This is a genomic window from [Clostridium] celerecrescens 18A, assembly GCF_002797975.1.
GTDB classification, from domain to species: domain Bacteria; phylum Bacillota; class Clostridia; order Lachnospirales; family Lachnospiraceae; genus Lacrimispora; species Lacrimispora celerecrescens.
Window position 1 is genome coordinate 3246470 of record NZ_PGET01000001.1, and the last position, 22633, is coordinate 3269102.

The 22633-nt window shown below is 44.8% G+C and carries 20 protein-coding genes; 2 read left to right on the forward strand and 18 right to left on the reverse strand.

Features of this window, described 5'->3' with window-relative positions; genetic code table 11:
* Positions 1–39 precede the first annotated feature (39 nt).
* From H171_RS14835 to H171_RS14865, 7 genes are all read right to left on the reverse strand, one after another.
* The gene (locus H171_RS14835; RefSeq protein ID WP_100305847.1) at positions 40–2964 is read right to left on the reverse strand and encodes an insulinase family protein; all 2925 of its coding nucleotides are present in this window, start codon (positions 2962–2964) and stop codon (positions 40–42) included.
* Between the two features lie 186 nt (positions 2965–3150).
* Positions 3151–3975, reverse strand: coding sequence for a YdcF family protein (locus H171_RS14840; RefSeq protein WP_100305848.1), 825 nt, complete (start codon positions 3973–3975; stop codon positions 3151–3153).
* A 225-nt stretch (positions 3976–4200) separates the two neighbouring features.
* The gene (locus tag H171_RS14845; RefSeq protein WP_100305849.1) at positions 4201–5586 is read right to left on the reverse strand and encodes a TrpB-like pyridoxal phosphate-dependent enzyme; all 1386 of its coding nucleotides are present in this window, start codon (positions 5584–5586) and stop codon (positions 4201–4203) included.
* A gap of 563 nt (positions 5587–6149) precedes the next feature.
* On the reverse strand, positions 6150–6947 hold the full coding sequence (locus H171_RS14850) for a GntR family transcriptional regulator (RefSeq protein WP_100305850.1): 798 nt from the start codon (positions 6945–6947) through the stop codon (positions 6150–6152).
* 75 nt (positions 6948–7022) lie between these two features.
* Positions 7023–7658, reverse strand: a complete 636-nt coding sequence (locus H171_RS14855) for a hypothetical protein (protein WP_100305851.1) — start codon at positions 7656–7658, stop codon at positions 7023–7025.
* Between the two features lie 11 nt (positions 7659–7669).
* A complete protein-coding gene (locus H171_RS14860; RefSeq protein ID WP_100305852.1) occupies positions 7670–9796 on the reverse strand; it encodes a hydantoinase/oxoprolinase family protein in 2127 nt (708 codons plus the stop codon).
* An 89-nt stretch (positions 9797–9885) separates the two neighbouring features.
* Positions 9886–11187 (reverse strand): citrate transporter, encoded by a 1302-nt coding sequence (locus H171_RS14865; protein WP_100305853.1) that lies wholly within the window; start codon positions 11185–11187, stop codon positions 9886–9888.
* 747 nt (positions 11188–11934) lie between these two features.
* Here H171_RS14865 and H171_RS14875 point away from each other — a divergent pair.
* Positions 11935–12246: a helix-turn-helix domain-containing protein gene (locus H171_RS14875; RefSeq protein ID WP_157803168.1), complete on the forward strand. Its 312-nt coding sequence runs from the start codon at positions 11935–11937 to the stop codon at positions 12244–12246.
* On the opposite strand, the gene H171_RS14880 is transcribed toward H171_RS14875, so the two are convergent.
* The 9 genes from H171_RS14880 to mtaB all read right to left on the reverse strand — a co-directional run bounded on the left by H171_RS14880 (position 12247) and on the right by mtaB (position 19518).
* The gene (locus H171_RS14880; protein ID WP_100305856.1) at positions 12247–13473 is read right to left on the reverse strand and encodes a peptidase U32 family protein; all 1227 of its coding nucleotides are present in this window, start codon (positions 13471–13473) and stop codon (positions 12247–12249) included.
* 126 nt (positions 13474–13599) lie between these two features.
* Entirely contained in the window at positions 13600–14241 is a 642-nt protein-coding gene (locus H171_RS14885) for an O-methyltransferase (protein ID WP_100305857.1), read from the reverse strand.
* The gene (locus H171_RS14890; protein WP_100305858.1) at positions 14238–14633 is read right to left on the reverse strand and encodes an endolytic transglycosylase MltG; all 396 of its coding nucleotides are present in this window, start codon (positions 14631–14633) and stop codon (positions 14238–14240) included. Before H171_RS14890 ends, H171_RS14885 begins: the two co-directional genes overlap by 4 nt.
* Before the next feature lie 127 nt (positions 14634–14760).
* Positions 14761–16428, reverse strand: coding sequence for a ribonuclease J (locus H171_RS14895; protein WP_100305859.1), 1668 nt, complete (start codon positions 16426–16428; stop codon positions 14761–14763).
* Between the two features lie 15 nt (positions 16429–16443).
* A complete protein-coding gene (locus H171_RS14900; protein ID WP_025231564.1) occupies positions 16444–16911 on the reverse strand; it encodes a Fur family transcriptional regulator in 468 nt (155 codons plus the stop codon).
* A 52-nt stretch (positions 16912–16963) separates the two neighbouring features.
* Complete coding sequence (locus tag H171_RS14905) at positions 16964–17245, reverse strand: DUF1292 domain-containing protein (protein ID WP_100305860.1); 282 nt, start codon at positions 17243–17245, stop codon at positions 16964–16966.
* Positions 17235–17675, reverse strand: a complete 441-nt coding sequence (ruvX, locus tag H171_RS14910; RefSeq protein ID WP_100305861.1) for a Holliday junction resolvase RuvX — start codon at positions 17673–17675, stop codon at positions 17235–17237. Before ruvX ends, H171_RS14905 begins: the two co-directional genes overlap by 11 nt.
* Before the next feature lie 140 nt (positions 17676–17815).
* Positions 17816–18076, reverse strand: a complete 261-nt coding sequence (locus H171_RS14915; protein WP_025231561.1) for an IreB family regulatory phosphoprotein — start codon at positions 18074–18076, stop codon at positions 17816–17818.
* A gap of 80 nt (positions 18077–18156) precedes the next feature.
* Positions 18157–19518, reverse strand: a complete 1362-nt coding sequence (gene mtaB, locus H171_RS14920; RefSeq protein ID WP_100305862.1) for a tRNA (N(6)-L-threonylcarbamoyladenosine(37)-C(2))-methylthiotransferase MtaB — start codon at positions 19516–19518, stop codon at positions 18157–18159.
* A gap of 160 nt (positions 19519–19678) precedes the next feature.
* Between mtaB and H171_RS14925 the strand changes: the two genes are divergently transcribed.
* The gene (locus H171_RS14925; RefSeq protein WP_100305863.1) at positions 19679–19912 is read left to right on the forward strand and encodes an HPr family phosphocarrier protein; all 234 of its coding nucleotides are present in this window, start codon (positions 19679–19681) and stop codon (positions 19910–19912) included.
* Between the two features lie 99 nt (positions 19913–20011).
* On the opposite strand, the gene thiI is transcribed toward H171_RS14925, so the two are convergent.
* Together thiI and H171_RS14935 are read right to left on the reverse strand one after the other, a co-directional pair.
* The gene (thiI, locus tag H171_RS14930) at positions 20012–21190 is read right to left on the reverse strand and encodes a tRNA uracil 4-sulfurtransferase ThiI (protein WP_100305864.1); all 1179 of its coding nucleotides are present in this window, start codon (positions 21188–21190) and stop codon (positions 20012–20014) included.
* Between the two features lie 79 nt (positions 21191–21269).
* A complete protein-coding gene (locus H171_RS14935) occupies positions 21270–22424 on the reverse strand; it encodes a cysteine desulfurase family protein (protein ID WP_100305865.1) in 1155 nt (384 codons plus the stop codon).
* Between the last annotated feature and the right edge of the window lie 209 nt (positions 22425–22633).

Consider the following 22633-nt stretch of genomic DNA (forward strand, 5'->3'; position numbering starts at 1 on the left):
CGTTTTTTGGACATTAAGGTATGCCTGTAAGGCTTTGTATTATGAGTGGAACAGGTTCTTGGTTTCTACAAACAGATCCTTATCCGCTTCGATTTTTTCTTCATTTCCAATGACGCAAAGACTTCCTGTATTTAAAACGGCGTTTACTAGAGGCGCCAGTTTGCGGATATCTTCCTGAGTGGCAGTTAATACTTCTTCCCGCTCCTTTTCCATCATCTCCCGGTCAACTCCGGATAAATAGGCGGAAAGGCCGCGGTTTCCTCTGGTAGACGGAGGGTACGGCACATCCATATCGCTGATGGTGCCGATGACATATTTTGTCATATCACGGTCCGTTGCCTGGAAGCTCTCTAAATAATCTACGACTCCGTCATAGATCCGATTTGATTCTCTTACGTTTGGATCCCGGTAGGAAGTAAAGTAACCTTCTCCTGAACGGCCAAATCCGCTCATGCAGCCATAGGCTCCTCCTTTGACTCTTAAATTGATCCAAAGGTAATCATAGCTTAAAATGACTTTCAATATTTTAAGAGCGCCGGTATATTCCTGGCCGCTGCCTGCAAAGGTACCGCATCTGGCCACATAATTGACCTGGGAAGCCGTGCTGAAGCCTTCGTTTCTGTTTCCAGGTGAAAAAGCAAAGGGATAGCGGGTTCCTTCTCCTTCTGGCAGCAGATCTGTGAGCTTTTTAAGAGCATCAGGGAGTAAATTATACCCTTCTTCATCTGCCGTATAGCTGACCAGCATGTTTTTGGAGGTGAATAGCTTTACCATGACCGCTTTTAAGCGGGCAATGATCTCCTTCTTGCGGGTAGGATATTCCTTTTCCAGATTCTCTAAAAATTCATAGTACCCGATTCCGCCGGTCAGATCATTAAATGAAGAGGTGGCGGAAAAGTAAGAAGTAGCCCTGGCTACGGCTGCTGAATGGCAGGAACCCTCCAGCTTCATTCTGGCTCTTGACCTGGTTTCGCTGATGACTTCGCCTACCCGCTTTTCATCATCTAAAATAGAACGGGTCAGGATCTCGCCAAGAATAGAGAAGCCAAAATCAAGCTTCTCATAAAGCACCCTGGCACTTGCCATAAAGAAACCTTTAAATTCCCCATTATTTTTTAAATCAGGATAAGAGGATACGCTAAAACTGACACCGCCGCTGTTTAAATGGATCTCACTGGTTAAGTCCCCATAGGAGAAGTTTTCTGTATTTACATAGCCAAGCAGGGATTTTAAAAATCCAACATAGGGCAGATCCTCAACAGGAACTGCGGAAGTATCAAACAGAACCTTTAAATATCCGATTCCGGAAGTAAACATCTCATGATGGATCACCTTGACGCCATGGGCTGATTTTTCTTCCCATATGATCTCCTCTGCCTCCTTGGTTATATCTTCTCTCGAAAGCATGGGAATCATTTCCAGCATCTCCTGGGGAGAAGGGTTTTCCTGGTATTCTTTTAAAGCACGGGTCTGTTCTGCCAGCTCCCGAAGTTCTTCTTCTGAAAGGGAGGCTTTGTATGCGGCCAGCTTCTTCGCTTCCTTCTCATCTTCCATTGCCGTTAAGTTCTTTTTGGGACTTACGGTTAAGACGGCCTCAAAAGGATTGTCCAGAAGGTATTCTCTGATGAGCTGTTCAAAATATCCGTCATCTACCACTTTTTTCAGATAATCAAAGGTATCCTGGTATTCTAAGTGCATCATCGGATCTCCGTCATAGAGCCAGCTGTCCATGCATTGAAGACCATACATCAGGCCCTTTGGTGCCGAACCGTAATCCGCTTCCCGGTAACGGAATTCGTAGTAGTTCATTCCTGCTTTCAGGCTCTTCCTGTTGATGCCTTCATCTGCAAGCCTTCTTAAAGTTCCTTTTACAACGGCGAGAAATTCTCCTCTCTGCTCCTTGTTTGCATTTTTTGCAATGATGGTAAAGTAGGGCTGAAGAATGCCGCTGTCATATCCTCCTAAAATGTCCTGGCCGATCCCGGCATCAATTAGAGCCTGCTTTAAGGGTGCGCCCGGCGCATCCAAAAGGGTGTATTCCAGAATCTGGAATGCAATATAAAGCCTGGGATCCAAGTCTGTTCCCACGGCTGTACTGATGGAAAGATAGGTGGCATTTTCTTCAGACTCTCCTTCGGTAATGGAATAAAACGTCTCTCCCTCCACCGGATTTGAGAATGGTTTTTGTCTTGGGATACTGGAATCGATGGTTATTTCGTCGTAATAGCTTAAGTATTCTTTATCAAGCCAATCGAGTTTTTCTTCCATGTTCATATCCCCATAGAGATAAATATAGCTGTTGGAGGGATGATAGTATCTCTTATGAAAGGCTAGAAAATCTTCATAGGTCAGATCCGTAATAAAGGCAGGATCTCCGCCAGATTCCTGGCCGTAGCAGTTATCCGGGAAAAGAGTTTTCCTGGTGTAGCGGTCCAGTACTTCTTCCGGGGAAGAAAATGCTCCCTTCATTTCGTTATATACTACTCCATTGTATATCAGATCTGATTCCGGGCTTTCCAGTTCATAATGCCAGCCTTCCTGCATGAAAATCTTTGGCTCTCTGTAGATATTGGGATGCAGTACGGCATCCAGGTACACGTTCATCAAATTCTGGAAATCCTTGTCGTTGCAGCTGGCTACCGGGTATACTGTTTTATCCGGGTAGGTCATTGCATTTAGGAAGGTGTTAAGGGAACCCTTTACCAGTTCAACAAACGGGTCTTTCACTGGAAATTTGTCTGATCCGCAGAGCACGCTGTGCTCCAGGATGTGGGCAACACCGGTGCTGTCTGACGGAGGGGTACGGAATCCAATGGAAAATACTTTGTTCTCATCATCACAGGATACGAGAAACAGCCTGGCTCCGCTTTTTTTATGGCGGAGTACGCAACCGGATGCTTTGATCTCTTTTATTTCCTTTTCTTCTACAACCTCATAGGCTGCAAGGTTTTTAAACTGATTCATTCTGGGTTTTTTCCTCCTGCATGTTCTTATTATACGTGAGTCCGCAGTGCAGCAAGCGAATCAGGAAGATTCGTTTGCCCACGGGCATCCTCCCTATGAAATAGGCCTTGAAAAGATCTACTTATGTGCAGGCACAACGTAAATCTTCTCCTGTCCTATTTCGCACTGCTCATTGCATTCGTGTAATTACATATTGCCCACTAATTTGTCTTTTAATATGGCTGCGCACTCTCTGACGCAAAAGTGTACGAAAAGAATGGGGTCAGATCCACAGGATATGCCATAGATATCCGGTATTCCCCATTTTCTTCCAATTTGCAGCGCCCGAAATACATGAAAATCACTGGTGAGTACTCCAATTTTAATGGGCTTATCCGGCACCTCTTCAAAGGTTCCAGGCTCCATGAAAATCGGTTGGTCCAGACGGCGGGCTTTCCTTTCCGCCTGGTCTGCTTCAATGGCTACACGGCTGTATGCAATATTCTCAACCGTGCTGGTGGAGCGGGTCTCTAAAATCAGCTGTTCCTCTTTTACTCCGTTAAAGACCAGATAATCACGCATGGCTGCGGCTTCACTGACAGGTTCGTCATCCCCCTGGCCGCCGGACAGCACCAGAATCGTAGATGGATTGTCATCTAAGTACTCCATGGCTTTATCCAGCCGTTTTTTTAAGGATTTACTGATTCCTGTTTCTTTTACCCTGGCTCCCAATACAATGACATAATCCAGATTGGAAGTATCCCGGGCAGCAACACCCGTAAATACCAGGACTTCCACCACCAGAAATATCAGAATTCCGGTACAGCACATGGTAATCACCGACACCGGAATCCATAAGGGAACCTTATCCTTATGCTTCACATAGGCTTCCCAACCCACCGGCAGCAATATGCAGATGGCAGCAAATACAAGCCATATAAAAGAAAGAGATGTGGTCAGACCAGAATAAAGAATGATCACAACATAATAAATAATGCAGGAAACGGCCATCAGCCAAAAAATTAACGCCATATGCCAGCCTCCATTCTACACTTTTTAAAATCAGGTAAATTCTGGGCATAATTCTTTTATAGCATACCACAATATAGGGATTTCTACAACTGTCACTGAAATTATAACAACATCATGTATGAATGTACCTATGATTTTATGAGAATTCAGGTAAAGGCGGCCGGCAAAAGAAAAACAGTACCTGTTTTCTTTTGCCGGCCGCCTTATCCCTCACTAACGGTGTTTTTATTCCAGGTTACCCGGGAATCTTGGAATTCCGTCAAATCCAGCCTTTAAATCATCATCTGTTGGAATATAGTCTGTCATCGCTCCGTCATGGAACTTTTCATATGCCATCATATCAAAATATCCTGTTCCTGTAAGGCCAAAGAGGATCGTCTTCTCTTCTCCTGTCTCTTTGCATTTTAAAGCCTCATCGATTGCCGCTTTTATCGCATGACTGCTTTCCGGCGCCGGAAGGATTCCTTCTACTCTCGCAAACTGTTCTGCTGCCTCAAATACAGCTGTCTGCTCTACAGAACGCGCCTCCATGTATCCGTCATGGTAAAGCTGAGACAAGGTGGAACTCATCCCATGGTACCGCAGGCCTCCTGCATGGTTTGCTGATGGAATAAATCCACTTCCCAGAGTATACATTTTTGCCAGCGGGCATACCATTCCGGTATCGCAAAAATCATAAGCAAAAACGCCTCGTGTCAGGCTTGGGCAGGATGCAGGTTCTACTGCAATAAACCGGTAATCTGCTTCGCCCCTGAGTTTTTCACCCATAAACGGAGATATGAGTCCTCCCAGATTGGAGCCGCCGCCTGCACATCCAATAATAATATCAGGCTTGATCCCGTATTTGTCCATTGCAATCTTGGCTTCCATTCCAATCACCGACTGATGCAGAAGCACCTGGTTTAAAACGCTTCCCAGCACATACCGGTACCCCTCGGTATGTGTTGCCACTTCCACCGCCTCAGAAATGGCACAACCCAGACTTCCTGTAGTTCCGGGATGCTCTGCCAGGATCTTCCTTCCTACCTCTGTTTCCTCGGACGGAGATGGGGTCACGCTGGCTCCATAGGTGCGCATTACTTCTCTGCGGAAAGGTTTTTGTTCGTAGGAACACTTGACCATATAGACCTTACAGTCCAGCTCCAGATATGAGCATGCCATGGAAAGAGCCGTCCCCCACTGCCCTGCCCCGGTCTCAGTGGTCACTCCCTTTAACCCCTGCTCCTTGGCGTAATAAGCCTGAGCAATAGCAGAATTCAGCTTATGGCTTCCGCTTGTATTATTGCCTTCAAATTTGTAGTAAATTTTTGCCGGAGTCTTAAGCTTCTCTTCCAGGCAGTATGCTCTAACCAATGGGGCCGGACGGTACATTTTATAAAAGTCAAGTATTTTTTGCGGAATTTCTATAAAAGGATTATCATTATCCAGCTCTTGCTTTACCAGCTCCTTGCAAAATACAGTTCCAAGTTCCTCTTCTGACATTGGCTGTAAGGTTCCTGGATTTAAAAGAGGCGCCGGCTTATTCTTCATGTCGGCACGTACGTTGTACCACTCTTTAGGCATCTCGCTTTCTTCCAGATAAATTTTGTAGGGAATCTTGTTTTCACTCATATAAAATCTCCTTTCCTCTTTCCTGCCCACGGTTTATGGGCATAATGGTATACCCGTAGGGTGTTTCCTCTTCCCTGCCCACGGTTTATGGGCATAATGGTATACCCGTAGGGTGTTTCCTCTTTCCAACTTTGGGCATTTTCTTTCCGGGATAAGTAGATTTTTAAAATAAAAAATACTCTTATCCCTCACAATAAAATATTGCAGGGACAAGAGTATGTATCGTCATAACTCCTGCGGTGCCACCCGGCTTGATGCATCTGGTGCATCCTCTCACGCATACTGACATATGCTGACTTTCTTAACGGAGTTTACTCTCCGGCTCACCTACTTACCATTCAGTTCGCCCTCAGAAGCCCATTCCCAACTGCCTTTCCCTGCCGCAATTCCACCACCTGCGGCTCTCTGTGTGGTAAGTACAATGGTACTTGCTCTTCCTCATAGGTTTAAAAAAACTCTAACACGGGAAGTGTTAATTGTCAATCATTTTTACTTGAGTTTTTCCCTGATTCAGACACTTTATATCCAGCTTCCAGTTCATAAGCCGTTTATCTGTCTCTCCCCTATAAAAAAGACTGAAATGTTTCAAAGAAATCATCGTTCCATGGAATATTCACGTAATCTTCATTGATGTTTCTCTTGAACAGACTTGGGTACTTTTTAATTAATTCTTTTTTGTCCCTGTCCAATTTAAAAAGGTGCTTTTGCAGCACGTACAGCATTTCTTTGGTATCCCTTGTCTGCAGAGCGAGTATGATCTCCTCATGCTGGGCAACAATCTCTTTTATATTTTGCGCCTCCCGGCAGCTAAGCAGCCGTATTCTCCTGAAATGGCCTCCAACGTTATTGATGGTCTGAAAACTGAAAAGGCGGTCTGTTACCCGGTAAAATATTTTATGGAATTCATCATCCATATGCAAAAACTTCCTAACATCCCCATTGCCCATGTCGGCAAAGGCCTTCTGTTCCATCAGGTTGTTCCGTAATTCCACTAAGTCCGTAGGAGTATGACATGCCATAAACAGCTTCATAACCTCCTCTTCTACGGCTAGTCTTAGAAAACGTTCCTGTTCCACTCTATCTAAATCTATCTTGGACACCCTTGTTCCTCTCTGAGGGAGAAGGGTCACCAAATCTTCCTGTTCAAGCCTGATGAGCGCATCTCTTACCGGAGTTCGCCCAATGTTTAGTAAATCACAAATATCCCTGATGCTTAAGTTAATTCCCGGCCTTAAATGAAGATCCAGGATTTTCTCACGGAGAAGCTGATACGCATTATTATCTGTGCTTTCTCCCTGACGGGAAGCCTCCTCCTGGCCGTCAACGGAAGCTGATATGGTTCCTTTATATAATTCCAACATTGAACCTCCTTTTATTATTGACCATATTTTTTCTATAATCGCTATTTTCCAACAATAAAATAATCATATTTCATTTTATAGGATAGAGGAGAAAAAATCAATAGAACAAACACCCGTCTTAATTAATAAACACATTTCATACAGGCAGGGAGAATAGGATATCCCGCTCATTATTTTGGAAAAATGAATGGCTCCCACCTCTCCTGCCCCGTCAAGGCCTCTGGACCTGGCAAACAGATTCCATACCGGTCTTTTCAACATTTTGCTGCGGGTATAAATCCCCGGCGAATTTTCTTCAATCCAGTGGAAAATTTCATGGAACAAAACTACCTCTTCCAGTACTTCCTCCCAGATTATTTCCGACAAATTATTTTCACTTATAAAACCTTTTATTGCGTTTAAGGTACTATCATTTAACATGATAGTACCTTCTTCCGGCTCAAATATTCCCATATATAAAAATGGTCTTCTCAGTTCTTCTGTTGTCCGTTTTATAGATAACCCCATTGCACCGGCAAGAGAAACACCGGAAACATCCCCATAGCGTTCCTTAAACTCTAATGCGTATGTTTCTGCCGTTTCCATGGAATGAAACAGAATTTCCTTTTCTTCCTCTTCTGACAGTTCACAGGAAGCCGGGTGGTTTTTCAACACCCGGCTATACCATGTTTCATCTTCAGCAGCAGCAAGTTTTTCTATCAGTTCTTGCATACACACCATCTCTACAGCTCATTGCGAGCCAGGACCAGGATGATTTCTGCATCCTCTTTTATATCAATAAGCTCAACCCCGGCCAATCCGGTTACCTGTTCCAGGGCCGGAATTCCGGAATAATCGATAACCCTGGATTCTGCGGCAATATAGCAATCCGGATTGATCCTGACCTCGCTTGAAAAGTTGCTGGCCTTATCCCAGGCCAGTTTTAAATCATCACGTAGCCTTGATTTTGTGGTTACCAGTACCGTACCATTGGACCTTTGCACTTTTACAAAGCCCTTTTTATCTATCATTCTCACGGGAGTCTTCCCGTCTTTTTCTGCAGTTACTACAAATATGGAACCATTGCTTCCAGCCATCTTCATCTTTGACTGTTCCAGGCCAATGGATTCCGCTGCGATTTGAAGTGCCTCTTCCTCATCACAATTCTTCATTAAGTCCGTGGTCTTAACCTCTGTGGAACCCATGGCAATGGCTGTAACCTTCTGGGCCTGCTCATCAATTTCCACATAGACTTCAATGCTGTCTTCCACTGCACCGCTGTTCATGGCCAAAGCTTTTGCTTCTTTCTTAAGGGCTGCAATATCTTCCGCAGTGGGATTGGGAATGGTCCGCTCTACCATCTCCCTTACCATGGCCAGTGCCACACCGATAGAAGAAATAACCTCGGCATTTACCGGTATCTGGTATTTAAAGTTCATTTCATTGGCCGTAAAGGTCAACAGTGTTCCGGCACCGCCTCCGGCGCCTACCAGCACGATCTGTTCTCTTTCAATTTTATATTTATCGATCAGATCCTCAATGACTGGTTTGATTTTATCACAAGCCTTCTGAAGAATGGCTCTTGCCGTATCTTTAATGGACAAGCCCACTTCATCTGCCAGAAGCTGCATGGCTTTACAGCTGGATTCGTAATTGCCCATTGCATAATCCCCGTCTTCCAGGATTCCAAGTACATTGGCAGCGCATGTATTTGTAATGGTTACACTTTCGCCATTCTTTAATCGGATTGCCACATAGTCACTGGGGTCATTTTCACGAGGCTTAATGTAGTATAATTCTGCCCCTTCAAACAGCTCCGGCTCTGTGAAACACGCATATCCCATATTTGCAATATGGGCAGAACGAGGACCCACATCAACGATAGCACCCTTTTTCGCACGGATCATACTTCCGCCGGCAACCCCCAGCACCCGGACATCAAGGCTGTTTACATAAGTTCTGTGTCCTCCGATAATGGAATAATCCACTGCCGGGCGGCCGTTTTTGATCACCCCGATGTTGGTAGATGTTCCGCCAACCTCAAAATAAATGCCGTTAGAAGCACGAAGATACATAAGAGCGCCGATCACGCTGGCCGCAGGTCCTGAAAGCATGGTAAGGATGGGACGCTTTTTCATTTCATTGATTTCCATGACTCCGCCGTCACCGCGCATGATCATAAGAGGAACCGTTACCTTTGCGGCACGTACACTTCGCTCCGTGGAATTGGCAGTATCCAGCATTTTCGGCAGGATCGATGCATTGAGGCAGGCGGTGCGTGTGCGGGTCGTCAGGCCATAGAGCTTTGTAATATCAGAAGCCACGGTGCAGGGGATTCCCTGGCCTTCCGCAATCTCTGCAACCATGCGCTCTTCTTTCATATTATCTACGCCAAATGCTTTGCTGGCTACGATTACCTTATCTCCCTGATCTGCCATCTTTTTGATCATAGAAGATACGTTATCCGGTGTCATGTCCTTGGTTTTCATAAAACTATGGTCAATATTGATCCACTTTCCGGTGCCTAAATCAATATCCTTGATTTTTGTCTGGCGTTTTGTAAAGAATGCCTCCAGACCGCCGCCGCTCATCCCGATCACTCCGACTTTGGCCACATCTCCTTCTAACAAGGCATTGGTAGCCTGTGTGGTACTGTGAGCAATAAAAATGACTTCTTCCGGTTTAATATCATTCTCAGAAAGACATTTTTTAAATGCTTCCACAACACCTGTTGCCACTCCGTTTTCGTCGTGGTGGGTTGTCATAACCGACCCTTTACCTACAATTTCGTTTGTGCTGTTGTCTATCGCTACGGCCTTTGTATGGGTTCCGCCCACATCAATGCCAATTCTTATTGCTCTGTTGCTCATTCGTTGTCCTCCATCTAAAACGGACAAGGGCATACAGACCTTATGTATGCCCCTGTCTGTGAAACTTTTTCATCTACCAAAACAAAGAATTAAACCATTCTTCCTATCGTAAAGTAAATAAGAATTTCAATGGCAATTAGGCTTGCCCAGGCCCACGGCAGGTTGGTCTTTATGTACTGTTTCGGTTCTACCTTTGCATAGCTTAAGCCCCACATGGTCCAGGACTGAGTAGGACATGCACTAGCCACAATAGCAACCGGAGGGATTAAGAAAATAGCATACAGGAAGTGGGGATTAAATGCTCCCGTTGCGTTTAAAATGGAATACAGTGCAATACCGGAGCCCCAAATCATTAACGGTCCGCGGAACAATGCCAGAGGCGCCAGGATACAGAATGCAGCCAGAACTACAATCTCGGATCTTGGAACAACATCCCCAAGCAGAGTCTGAAGATAAGGAACAACCTTGGTAGCGGCTCCCTGGAAAATATTTACGCTGTAAAGCATACCGATCAGAAGTCCGCTGTCTGCAACGCCATCATATAACGTCTTCTGGGTCTTATCCACAGCAGTTTTATAGGTTCTTAAATTCCGTGTAAATAAAAGACCTACAAAGCTTCCTAACAGGAATGCGGGAACTGGCTGCCATTTAAAAATACCTACCATTGCAATGGGTACAAAGGGTACGATAAAGCAGTACCATCCAAGAGGTTTTTCCTCGTAGCTATCCTGGACACCGGCCTCCCAGGCCCGCCTTCTTCCTCTTTTATTGCTTTTAAAATGATGGTACACGACAAATGCAATCATAATGACCATGTGAATGGCAGTTGCCATCAGGGCAAAACGAATGTAGTTGTCATTATAGGAAGCCACTTCTTCACCGAATACCTTCTCAAACTGGCTTACATAAGCAATATTTAAGTACATTCCGCCTGCAACGGACAGCATGTAGGCGCCTAAAGCCGCTCTTTTTTCCACTCCCATGGAAAACAGAATGGGAAGTACGATCATACCGATTGCCATAACGGAACCTACACCAAAAACGCTGGTAAAAAGCAGATTACAGGTAATGCACAATAGTAATGTGGTTACCAAGGGCCTGTCACCCGCAAATTCTACCGTCTTCTTAATGATATAGCCGGCAATTCCCGTATCGACCAGGATACGTCCAAACCATGCACCAAAGATAATGATTGCTATGGTCTTTCCATAATCATCTAACGGCTTTTGGAATACATCGCTTACCACCTCATTGATCGGCACACGTCCAATTACACACCATAAAACGGCTGTAGCGATAAATCCGATCAGAAGATTTCCGCCTTTCATGCAGTACACTACCAGCCCCACAAAGACCAGCAGCAGTAATATGCCAGTAATAATGTCAAGCATCGTTTCTCTCTCCTTTTTAATTGTAATTTTTTGCAGCTTCGTACCTGTTTCCGGATTTGATTCTTCTTGTCGCAACTAAAATTTCATCTGATATATCAGTTTTCGATATATAATATATCACATAAAAATTAGAGATACTATATGCATTATTAATAAAAAATTTATATTTTTTTATTAATATTACACATTTAAGGATCCGCCAACAAGTTAAAAAAAGGAGACGATAGTAAGTTTATAAACACAAAGTCTACTGTTTTGCATTATCGATTGAAATTATAGTAGATCATAATAAATTTCTCGATGATCACGGCCCTTTCCTCGTTGGTAGTTTGAAAATACTGGACATGAAAATACCCCTATACAGGACTTTTATATTTCATTCTCCTATATAGGGGCAGCATATCAGTTTTACTTCAACACGCATACTCTCTATTTTGATTGAAATTCGTTAAGTTCTCCGACTTGTTATTACCTCAACTGCAGGACTTCATACATCATAAGCAGCTTTTGTTCTGCCAGCCCATTCTGGAGGTAAACGGCAGCGCTTCTTTTACGGAGAACCCTATAGATATTTTGTTACAAATAAAAAAGCTCTACTACAGCAGCATTTCCTTTAAAGAAATGCGCATGTATGAAGAGCATCTACATTTTTTTATTGTTATAGGAGAACATAACAATCAGATCTAGCATAAGCTTTCCGCCCAGAAAACACCGCAGCAAAAAGCTTATGACAAAAAGTTTGATCTTGTGGCTGAATATATCGGGCAGCACTATATGGAGCCGGTCAGTTTAGAGGACCTAGCTGCTTTTGCAGGCTTCAGCAAATACCATTTTTCCAGAATCTTTATGGCCTACTACCAGACCTCTCTGCCGGAGTACATCACTTCCGTACGGATTTCCAAGGCAAAAGAGCTGTTGGAAAATCCGGATTTATCCATTATGGACGTGGCATTCCAGTCCGGCTTTTTAAGCCTGTCATCCTTTAACCGGACCTTTAAGCAGAGAAACAACTGCACGCCTTCCCAGTTTCGGAAAATGTTCGACTATTTTCCGGCCTGATCAGGCCTTGCAGCGTAAAATATCGTATTCCTGGGGTACGTCTCCCTCTAACTCTAAGTACAGCACCTGCTTGGAATGGGGGGCGCTTTCCTGGGACTTTCCTTCTTCGTCATAAATGGCTTTTACAAGGACTTCTAAGTTCCTGCCATCGGGCTTCATCACCTCAATGGTGTCCCCTACCGAAAACTTATTCTTCTGTGTGGTACGGGCTAATCCTCTCTCATCCACTGCTTCAATAGTTCCCAGATACGTATAGTTTTTCACATAAGTGTTGTTGTCATAGATCTGCGTGGTAGAATCAGGCTTACTAAAATAAAAGCCGGTGGTAAATTCCCGGTAAGTGCATTTACCGATTTCGGAGCGGTACCACTCCATATTGGCCCGGTAGATTTCAGGGTCTTTGTTATAATCATCAATGGCCTTCCGGTAAGTTCTGGCCACGGTGGCTACATAAAGGGCTGTTTTCATGCGGCCCTCTATCTTAAAGCTGTCAATCCCCGCATCCATCATCTCCGGGATGTGTTCGATCATACACAAATCCTTGGAATTAAAGATGTAGGTTCCCCGCTCATTTTCATAAACCGGCATGTATTCTCCCGGTCGTTGTTCTTCAACGATGAAATACTTCCAGCGGCATGGATGGGTACAGGCTCCCTGGTTGGCATCTCTTCCTGTCATAAAATTGCTTAAAAGACAGCGTCCGGAATAGGAAATGCACATGGCTCCATGGATGAAGCTTTCGATCTCCATATCCTCCGGAATCTGGCTGCGTATTTCTTTTATCTCTGTCAGAGAAAGCTCCCTGGCGGAAACGACCCGTTTGGCTCCAAGCTGGTGCCAGAACAGATAAGTTCCGTAATTGGTGTTGTTGGCCTGAGTGCTGATATGGATTTCCAGATCCGGCATAATACGCTTTGCAATAGCAAATACTCCCGGATCGGAGATGATCAAGGCGTCAAGGCCTGTTTCCTTTAATTCATTAAAATATTCCTCAACTCCGGTCAGGTCATCATTATGGGCCAGAATGTTGGCCGTAACATAGACCTTTACCCCTCTTTCGTGGGCAAAGACGATTCCTTCCCGGATCTCTTCCATTGTAAAATTCTTTGCCTTGGCGCGGAGGCCAAAGGCTTCTCCACCGATATAGACAGCATCTGCGCCGTATACTACTGCAGTTTTAAGTACTTCCAGGCTGCCTGCCGGAATCAAAAGTTCGGTCTTTCTCATGAAAATCCTTTCTTATGTCCATATTTTAAAGAAGTCCGACTCGCCTTACGGCTCATCGAACGTCTAATTTGCTAAGTGTCTTATAGGTTAAATTCAGGCCGCCATTTGCTTCCTTCATTAAGTAAATTAGATCAGAATGCTGACGGTGATCCCGTCCCCGATTGGTACAATGGTCGTTGTAAGCCGTTCAGAATGCTTTAGCTCATATAAGTATTCCCGCATCCGCCCGTGAATGGTCCGGTTCCGTCGCTCCACCGCATAGCGGGATTCTATGATATCCCCATCCTGAAGGACATTATCGGAAATCAACATCCCTCCGGGGGCCATAAGCTCTAAGATCCTTGGCAGCCACAAAAGATACTGCCCCTTGGCTGCATCCATGAAAACAAGGTCAAAGGGGCGGTCAAGCCCCTTTAATATCTCCTGCGCATCTCCTTCAAGCAAGGTGATCCGCTTAGTCTCTCCGGCCTCTATAAAATTTTCTTTAGCCTCTGGAATCCTTTTTTCATATTTTTCTATGGTGGTGATATGGCATTCAGGCGGCATAACCTCAGCCATTAAAAGAGTAGAGTACCCCACCGCCGTACCAACCTCCAGAATGGCCTTTGGCCTCATGGCAGCCGTCATTGTCTGGAGAAAAGCCGCAGTTTCTTCCCTGATGATCGGGACGCCTTCCTGCCTCGCCTTTTTTCCGATCTTTGAAAGGAGCGGGCTTCTGTCTGTTTCCAGAGACTTTATATAATCCGTTATCCTGTCGTTTACAATCATTTTTTTACTTCCTTTTCCTCTGTATTCTCATTCATCATCTGAAGGATTTCCTTGGAGGTCATGGAAGTGTTTAAGGTATAGTCTCCCGGGTTTACCTTATAAGCAAAAAACTCCGCCTGTATGATAAAGGAATATTCATTGGATATCAAACCATTATCCTTTAGAAGCTTTGCCGTCTGGGACACAGAAGTTCCTTTGTTAATAGTTATCTCCTTGTCCCGTCCCGGCTCTGCTTCCATTGCAGAGGCATAGAATATCTCATGGCCGAACTCATATCCTCTTGTAACTCCCTCATAAAGGAGGAGGATCACCAGGGCAAGGATAATAAGCCTGCTTGAAATCGCAATGACTGCTCCAGTTATTTTATTAATCTCTTTCGTCGCACGGCTCATATCCTGCTTCCTTTCATCTTATTGCCCGTTTTACAGGGCATAAAGGTATACCCGCAGGGTGTTTCATCTTATTGCCCGTTTTACAGGGCATAAAGGTATACCCGCAGGGTGTTTCAAGTACCCTGTTCTATACTTCCATAATGATTGGCAGAATCATAGGATTCCGTTTCATCCGCTTCCATAAAAAGTCGCTTAAGCTATCCCGTATCACATTCTTAATCTTACCCCAGTCATTGACATGGCGGTCCAGGCAGTCAGCAACAGCGTCATTGACAACGTTCCTTGCCTCCTCCATTAAATCCTCAGACTCTCGCACATAAACAAATCCTCTGGATACAATATCCGGACCTGCCAAAAGCTGATTGGAGTATTTCTCCAGGGTCAGAACCACCACGATAATTCCGTTCTGGGCCAGGTTCTGTCTGTCTCTTAAAACGATATTCCCTACATCTCCGACGCCAAGACCATCTACCAGGATTCCTCCTGCCTGCACATGGTCCACGATCTTCCAGGATTCCTGTCCCAGTTCCACCACATCGCCGGAGGACATGATAATCACATTCTCCTTTGGGGTTCCCATCGCCTGAACCAGATTTTTCTGGGCCATGATATGACGGTATTCACCGTGCACCGGGATGGCGTATTTGGGACGGACCAGGGCATACATCAACTTGATTTCCTCCTGGCATGCATGTCCCGATACATGAGTGTCATCGCTGATTACCTCTGCTCCCTTCATGGAAAGCTCGTTAATGACCTTTGAAACAGCCTTTTCATTGCCGGGAATCGGATGGGAGCTTAAAATTATCACATCGGTCGGCTTAATGGAAATCTTTTTATGAGTGCTGCTTGCCATACGGGAAAGTGCTGCCATGGATTCTCCCTGGCTTCCGGTGGTGATGAGCACAGTCTGCTCATCGGGGTAATTTTTTAACTGGTCAATTTCAATGAGGGTTCCATCCGGAATATTTATATAGCCAAGCTCACTGGCCGTGCCGATTACATTGACCATGCTGCGGCCCTCTACCACTACCTTGCGGCCAAACTTGGCTGCGGAATTGATGACCTGCTGTACCCGGTCCACGTTTGATGCAAAGGTAGCTACAATGATGCGGTTATTCTTATGGTCTGCAAAAATGTTATCAAAGGTTTTTCCCACGGTCTTTTCCGAAGGAGTAAACCCGGCTCTTGTAGCATTGGTGCTGTCACACATCATGGCCAGAACGCCCTTTTTGCCCAGCTCGGCAAAACGCTCTAAATCAGCCGGTTCCCCGAATACGGGAGTATAGTCAATCTTAAAATCGCCTGTATGCAGAATCACGCCGGCCGGTGAAAAAATGGCAAGGGCGGAGGCATCGGCGATGCTGTGGTTGGTTTTGATAAATTCAATACGGAAACAGCCTAAATTAACGGACTGCCCATGCTTGATCACCTTTCTCTTGGTGTTTTTCAATAAATTATGTTCTTTCAGCTTGTTCTCGATTAGGGCTATAGTAAGCTTTGTTCCGTATACCGGCACATTAATATCCCTTAAAATATAAGGAAGAGCGCCGATATGGTCCTCGTGGCCATGAGTGATAACAAATCCCTTTACCTTATCAATGTTCTGTTTCAGGTAAGAGACATCCGGTATCACCAGATCGATTCCTAACATATCATCGGTTGGGAATGCCAGTCCGCAGTCCACAATGATGATGCTGTCTTCACATTCAAAAGCAGTGATATTCATACCGATCTGTTCCATTCCGCCTAAAGGAATGATTTTAACTTTCGCGTTGCTGTCTTGTTTTTTCAATATTTTACCTCCATCTTATGATTTTCCGTCCTGTTCTTCTTCCATTGCCTCCCGGCATTCCCTGCAATACCCGTGCAGCTTCACTTCATGATCGGTCACAAGAAAACCTGTCCTGTCAAGAAGGGCCTGCTCCAGCGTATCCAGTAAATCGCCTTGAAAGGAAAATACGTTTCCGCATCGGTTGCAAATCGCGTGGTGGTGGTGATGTCTGGACTCACGATCCAAGCCCCCTAATTCATAGCGGGCGAATCCATCGTCAAAACTGACCTTGTCAATCACAGATAGATCCACAAGTACCTGCACGGTCCTGTAAATCGTGGCAAGCCCAATCTCCGGGCACTCCTGCCTGGCCAGATCATAGATCTCTTCCGCAGTCAGGTGCTGCCCGGGGCGCTCTGCCATGAGTTCCAGTACCAGCATGCGCTGGTTGGTCACCTTGAGTCCTTTCTCTCGAAGCATATTTTTAAATATTTCCTGTTTCATTAACAGTCCCTCAATTACTCACCATCATTTTTGTGTGAAAGATGCTATTCTTTCAAATTTGAATATCCACATCTGCTCCGTCAAGCAGTTCGGAAAATATCTTAAATAAATAATCTATCTCGTTATCATCCTCTACAAACTCATACAAAGCCTGGCTGTCTTCCTGCTTTGACAAATCCTTTAAGATGTAACATTCCCCTTCGTCATCGTCATCTGCCGCATCAGTTACCAGCAGATAATTCATCCCATTAATTCTGGTTTCCTCCAGAACGTAAAACTCCACGTTTTCCCCTGAATCCGTTGTCAGGGTAATCTTCTTCTCATCACTGTTCATTTCCTGTCTCCTGCTTTAAGCTGTCCAGATAGCCCTGCAGGATCAGCCCTGCCGCCACCTTATCAATGACTGCCTTGCGGTGTTCTCGTCTTACACCGCTTTCCTGTAAGATTCTCTCCGATGCAACGGTCGTAAGCCGTTCATCCCATAGAATGACGGTAAGTCCTGTCCGCCTCACGAGCATCTCTTTAAACTGTTCCGTTTTCTCGGCCCGGTCACCGGCCGTATTATTCATATTTTTCGGATAGCCGAGGACAATGGCTTCAATCTCATATTCCCGGATCAGTTCCTCAATCCGGGCACAGGTCTTTCTCAGTTTATTCTCGTCTTCTCTCGTAATTGTCTCCACTCCCTGGGCGGTTATACCAAGTAAGTCAGAAACTGCAACTCCTACAGTTTTAGAACCGTAATCAAGCCCCATAATCCTCATATTTTCCTCCAAGGTTGTTCTTTTTCCAATCTTTATGCAGCAAAAGAAAGCTGGTCCAAAGCCAACCGTATAAAAACAAACTGTCAGACTCCGCCTATTTCCACTTCATCTGACAGCTAGACTTATGATTATCCACAGCCTTATTTCAACTTCGTATCAATATATACTCCCATAAGTTCTTCCAAAATCTCATCCCGCTCAACTTTCATGATAAGACTTCTGGCATTCTTATGGCTGGTAATATAAGTAGGATCTCCTGACATAATATAGCCCACGATCTGGTTAATAGGATTATAGCCCTTCTCATTAAGGGCAATATAAACCTGCTCCAGCACCTGGCTAACATTCAGTTTATTTTCCTGCACTGCCTTGAAAAATTGCGTATTATGAATATCGCCCATGTTTCTCACGTCCTTTAACTGTTCTACTATATTCTAAACCAAAAGTTTGAATTCGGCAAGCCAAAAATAAATTTTGTCTCTCAATACTTTAAAAATGCCACCTCATCGTTTAGCATCTCCATCAGAGTTCCCTCTTTCACTACGCCCTTTAAGCCTTCTTCAAAGGGTATTGCAGCCTTCACATATTCTCTGGTGTGGCCGATCATGTAATGAACGTCATTCCACCAGTAATCCTCTTCCATAAGTACCTCGGTCCTGGATCCTAACCATGACTTCCGATACTCTAAGGACATTTCCTTCTCCAGGCAAAGGAGTTCATTGCTGCGCACCGCCTTTATGGATTCCGGGATCTGGTCCGGCATCACTGCCGCCCTGGTGCCGTTTCTTTTGGAATATTTAAAAACATGCATCTCATAGAACTGAACATTTTTCAAATATTCTTTTGTCACCTGGAAGTCTTCGGAGCTTTCTCCCGGGAATCCTACGATCACATCTGTGGTAATGGCAGGATTTTTAAATGCCTTCCGCAAAATCTGACAGCGGTTTAAATAATCCTCCGTGGTGTAATGGCGGTTCATTCGCTTTAAGGTATTATCACATCCGCTTTGCAGGGATAAGTGGAAATGGGGACATATTTTATGAAGTCCTGCCAGTTCTGACGCAAACTCTTCCGTTACAATCCTGGGTTCTAAGGAACCAAGGCGGATCCGCTTTAAGCCTTCCACTTCGTGAATGCTCTTAATCAGATCCAGAAGAGTAAGCCGTTCTTCCTCTGGAAAATCCTTTCCATAGGAGCTTAAATGTATTCCTGTTAGTACGATCTCCTGAAAGCCGGAAGCGGTCAGACGTTTTACTTCTTCCGCCACCTCATCGGGCTTCCGGCTTCTTACTCGTCCCCTGGTGTATGGTATGATGCAGTAGCTGCAAAACTGGTTGCAGCCATCCTGGACCTTGATAAATGCCCTTGTATGGTCTGAGATCTTGTCAATGGACAGATTCTCGTACACCATAGTGTCATTGATATCAATAACAGTTTCCACCGCTTCAACAGGCGCAGCGGACTGACCGGAGGATATGTCTTCTTCCGGCTTCTTCTTTTGGGCAAAGTAATCTTCCAGAATAGAAACCAGTTCGGTCTTTTTATTGTTGCCAACGACTAAATCCACCGCTTCATCCTTTTTAAGCTCTTCTCCTGCTGCCTGGACGTAGCATCCGGCCGCCACGACCACTGCCTCCGGATTCATCTTCTTTGCCCTGTGGAGCATCTGCCTTGATTTACGATCCGCGATATTCGTTACGGAGCATGTATTAATGATATAAACATCTGCCCCTTCCGCAAAAGGAACGATCTCATATCCTGCGTTTTCAAGAAGCTGCTGCATGGCTTCTGTTTCATAGGAATTAACCTTGCATCCTAGATTATGCAGGGCTGCCTTTTTCATCTTGTTTTCTCCTATCTAAATAATCCTTTTATTTTCAGTATTTTCATGTAAATTTACCATTGACTTTTGTACAATATATCAGTAGTATTGAAGTGATTAAGGGTCTGTTCCCAGGCAGGCCCTCATTAAATAAAAGAGCTCACTCAAGGAGGTTTTTCACATGAAAACAGTTCGTATATCTTTAAATTCCATCGATAAAGTAAAATCTTTTGTAAATGATTTAACAAAGTTTGATACCGATTTTGATCTTGTTTCCGGCAGATACGTAATTGACGCAAAATCTATTATGGGCATCTTCAGCCTGGATCTTTCCAAACCCATTGATTTAAATATCCACTCTGAAAATAATGCTGATGAAATCTTAAGCGTGTTATCTCCATACATTGTAGATTAAGAATCAGCCGTTCGATCAGCCGCCAGGTGAATTGAACTTCTATAATGTCTTTCGGGGTCCGGCCTTTTCCAAAAGGAGCCGGACCCCGATTTTATTTTTTTAACACCAAACTTTTTCCACCGTGCTTATGGCTGTTTCAACCAGTTCGCCGATCTTTTCCTCTAACTTTTCCTCTGACCGTTCGATCATCTTCAAACTCGGTTTTGTCACCGGATGCTTTGCCACAAAAATGGTACAGCAGTCCTCAAAGGGAAGTACGGAAGTCTCATAGGTACCGATCTTTTCCGATACATCCACGATTTCCTGCTTGTCAAAGCCGATGACAGGACGGAATACCGGCATAGTGGTGGCTGCATCCGTAGCCGCCAGAGACTGCATGGTCTGGGAAGCCACCTGTCCGATACTCTCTCCTGTTATGAGTGCCATAGCTCCGCTCTCTTCTGACAGGCGCTCTGCAATTCTCATCATATAACGTCTCATGATGATGGTAAGCTCCTCATGAGGGCATTTGTCATAAATGTACAGCTGGATATCCGTAAAATTTACAATATGAAGGCGGATCGGCCCGGAATATTTAGAAACCAGCTTTGCTAAATCGATTACCTTCTGTTTGGCACGCTCGCTGGTATATGGCGGCGCATGGAAGTAAACGGCATCAATCTTAACCCCGCGCTTTGCGATCATATATCCTGCCACCGGGCTGTCGATACCTCCGGATAAAAGAAGCATGGCTTTTCCATTGGTTCCCACCGGCATGCCGCCAGGACCTGGAATGACATGGGAGTAAATATTGATCTTATTGCGGACTTCCACATGAAGCATCACATCCGGCTTATGAACATCTACCTTTGTCTCGGGAAACGCATTAAGAACTAATTCCCCCAAATCCCGGTTGATCTGTTCAGAATTTACCGGATATTTTTTGTTTCCTCTGCGGGCATTGACCTTAAAGGTGAAATTCTTATCCTCGTAGAATTCATCTACATAAGACAGCACCTGCTTCTTTAAATCCTCGTATCCATTGTCGTCCACCTGAACCATAGGGCAGATGGCGGCGATACCGAAGATACATTTAAACGCTTCTATGACCTCATCAAAATCATATTCTGACTCTGCATTCACATATATACGGCCTGATTCCTTGGAAACTATAAAATCTCCTTCCACCCGCTTTAAGGAGTGGCGGATCTGAGTTACCAGGGCATCCTCGAACAGATAACGGTTCTTTCCTTTAACCCCGATTTCTGCATATTTAATTAAAAATGATTGATATTGCATCTGTTATCCTTTCCTCTCTCCTGCCCATGATTTTTGGGCATAAAGGTATACCCGAAGGGTATTTCCTCTTTCTGTAATCTTAGCCTCTCTGATAACGCCTTAAAACAGGCAAAAGCTCCTTAAGCACATCAATGCAGTAATCCACTTCCTCTTTGGTATTATAAACCCCGAAGCTGAACCGCAGCGTAGAATCCAAAAGCTCTGGTTTAACGCCTATTCCCTTTAATGTTCCACTGACAGCCGGATGGTTGGAAGAGCAGGCAGACCCGGAGGACACGTAGATGTCCTTATCTTCCAGAGCATGCAAAAGCACTTCGCTTCGGACTCCCAAAAAGCTTGCGCTGACGATCTGAGGTGCCGACAAGTCACCGGGCAGGCTGTTTACCGTAACGCCGTCGATCCCGGAAAGCCTGTCTATCATATAATCTTTAAGCGCGATCATAGACTGCATCTTCTCTCCATGATCCGTATACATTATTTTAGCCGCCACTCCCATGCCTGCGATTCCAGGAACATTTTCCGTACCGGAACGCATGCCTCTCTGCTGGCCGCCTCCATAAATCAAGGGCCTTATTTTCACCCTCTGGTCAATGTATAAAAATCCAACGCCTTTTGGTCCATGTATCTTATGGGCGCTGACGGATAAAAGATCAATCCCCTGGCGCTTTGGACGGATGACAAACTTTCCGTATGCCTGAATGGCATCTACATGGAACAGAATGGACGGATTCTTCTTTTTTATGATCTTTGAAATGGCTTCGATGGGTTCCACCGCACCGATTTCATTATTTACATACATGATGGAAACCAGAATGGTTTCCGGGCGGATTGCCGCCTCAAGCTCTTCCAGACGGATATGTCCGCGGGCATCTACAGGAAGGTAAGTCACCGTAAAGCCCTGTTCCTCTAAAAACGCCAGGGGATTATACACTGAGGCATGTTCTATGCCGGTACTGATAATGTGGTTTCCCGCCCTTTTATTGGCCATAGCAGTCTCAATCAGAGCCATATTATTGGATTCTGAACCACCGGAGGTGAATACGATTTCCTTTGGAGCAACTTTTAAGGTCCCTGCTATGATCTCCGCAGCTTCCTTCATATACTGTTCCGCTTCCATTCCTTTTTTATGCTTGGCGGAAGGATTCCCGTAGTCCTCCGTCATGATTTTTACAACAATATCTCTTACCGGTTCCAACACTCTGGTCGTCGCCGAATTATCAAAATAAGCTTCCATATATGGCTCGTTCCTTTCCTCTTCCCTGTCCATGCTTTTTTGGACATAAAGGTATGCCTGAAAGGCGTTCCTCTTCCCTGTCCATGCTTTTTGGACATAAAGGTATGCCTGAAAGGCGTTCCTCTTCCCTGTCCATGCTTTTTGGGACATAAAGGTATGCCTGAAAGGCGTTCCTCTCACTGCCCGTATTTCCGGGCAATAGGGGTATC